The 1,594-nt window shown below is 67.9% G+C and carries 1 protein-coding gene; it reads right to left on the bottom strand.

The genetic code is table 11. From position 1 onward, the window contains the following. Positions 1-106: 106 nt before the first annotated feature. Positions 107-1,474: an IS1380 family transposase gene (locus WFI00_RS17685; RefSeq protein WP_442927781.1), complete on the bottom strand. Its 1,368-nt coding sequence runs from the start codon at positions 1,472-1,474 to the stop codon at positions 107-109. Positions 1,475-1,594 lie beyond the last annotated feature (120 nt).

Here is a 1,594-nt window from a genome sequence, read left to right as displayed (position 1 = left end):
CGCTTTTCGTTGAGTTGTTTCGGCGGGCGGGCGTGCGTGTTCTGCCAGCCGGGGCTCTGGCTTATCCACGTCGATCTCCGGTTCGTGCCCGTCGGGGCGATGCTGGTCAGGCGGCGGCGGCCGGGTGGGGCGGGCTGGTCGCGGTGTCCCAGAGCCTGGTCCAGGCGGTCGCCCACGGCCACGCGGCGGGCAGGTGTATCACGAGACGGCGGCCTGTGTGGGCGAGCCTCGCGGGCGTGTGCACGATCGTGCGCAGCAGTGTTGCCATGCGAGCTCGTCTCATGCCCGCGGCGGTCGCGGCGGCGCGGGAGAGGTTGTGCGCGATGACCGCGAACTGCAACCATGCTGCGTTCGCGGTGAACCGCCCGGAGGGCAGGTGGCCGAGGGGCCCTGCTTTGAGTTCTGCGATGACTTGCTCCACGATCGCGTGACCACGGTGGAACCGGTCCGCGTCGACCTTGGTGAGATCGCTGTTGGTGATGAACGCGTGATACCGGTAGGTGTCGAACAAGGTGTCCTGCCCGTGCTGCGCGTTGCTGTTCAGCCGCTTCACCCGCCTGACGATCAGTCGGGCGTGTACGTGCTCGGCCTTGGGGTGGGACACGAACGCGGTGAACGGTGCCTCCGCGACCTCGGCGTCGCTGATCCACTCGCCCGTGTCCTCGTCGCGGACCGCGTTCGGATACTCGATCCTCGTCCACGCGGCCTCATCGATCCCCGCGATCGCCCGCTGCACCGTCGGCCACTGCGGGATCGTGAACGAGTACCACGCCCCGTGCTTGATCGCCGTGGTCACGTTCTCGTGCGTGCAGAACGCGGAGTCCGCGCGAGTCAGCGCCCGCCGGTCAGGGGCGACCTGCCGGACCGTGCCCAGTGCGCGGGCGAGGTGATGGGCGGCGCCTGCGCCGGAGCGGACATTCCCGCGTCGCAGCGATGCTTCCGCGATGACCGGCGCCGCGTCTTGCCCGGTGACCGTCACGATCAGGGCGTTCAGCCCGCGCACTCCGGAGTAGCCGAACGCGGCAGCCTGCTTCCGGTAGCCGTGGACTTCCCGGATCGTGTCGTCCATGTCCACCATGACCAGCCCGCCCGCCGTCCCAGCCAGGGTCGGGAGGTCCCCGATCAGGCGACGCAGCAGCACCCGGTTCACCTTCCCGAGCTGGAGGACATGCCCGTGCGTGAACTGGCGCAGGAACGTTCCGACCGTCGAGGGAGCCCGCACTGCCCCGACCACACGCGAGGTGCCACCCGAGCGCAGTAGGTCCAGGTCATCGATGCTGTCTGCACCGGCGAGCATCCCACCGATCACCGTCCGCGCCTTGACCGGCACGCTCGCGGCCGGCAACGTCACAGCCTCCGCGATCAGTTCCGACAGGCCCGCCCGCTCCGCCAGCTCCAGCACCGGGACAAGACCCGCATGCGACACGAGGTTGTGGTCATCGAAGACCGGCGCAATACCGTGAGATGCTTTCACTTACGAGGTGTCCTTCCGGACTGGTAAACGTTGCTCTAGACAATCAACATTTTCCCAGACCAGAAGGACATTTCACTTCACGGCACGCCCACGAACCGCACCCGACATGGTGGATCGGGG

Source organism: Microbacterium sp. MMO-56 (genome assembly GCF_037146215.1).
Taxonomy (GTDB): domain Bacteria; phylum Actinomycetota; class Actinomycetes; order Actinomycetales; family Microbacteriaceae; genus Microbacterium.
The sequence above is the reverse complement of the archived record's forward strand: the minus strand, read 5'-3'. Positions and strand labels throughout refer to the sequence as shown.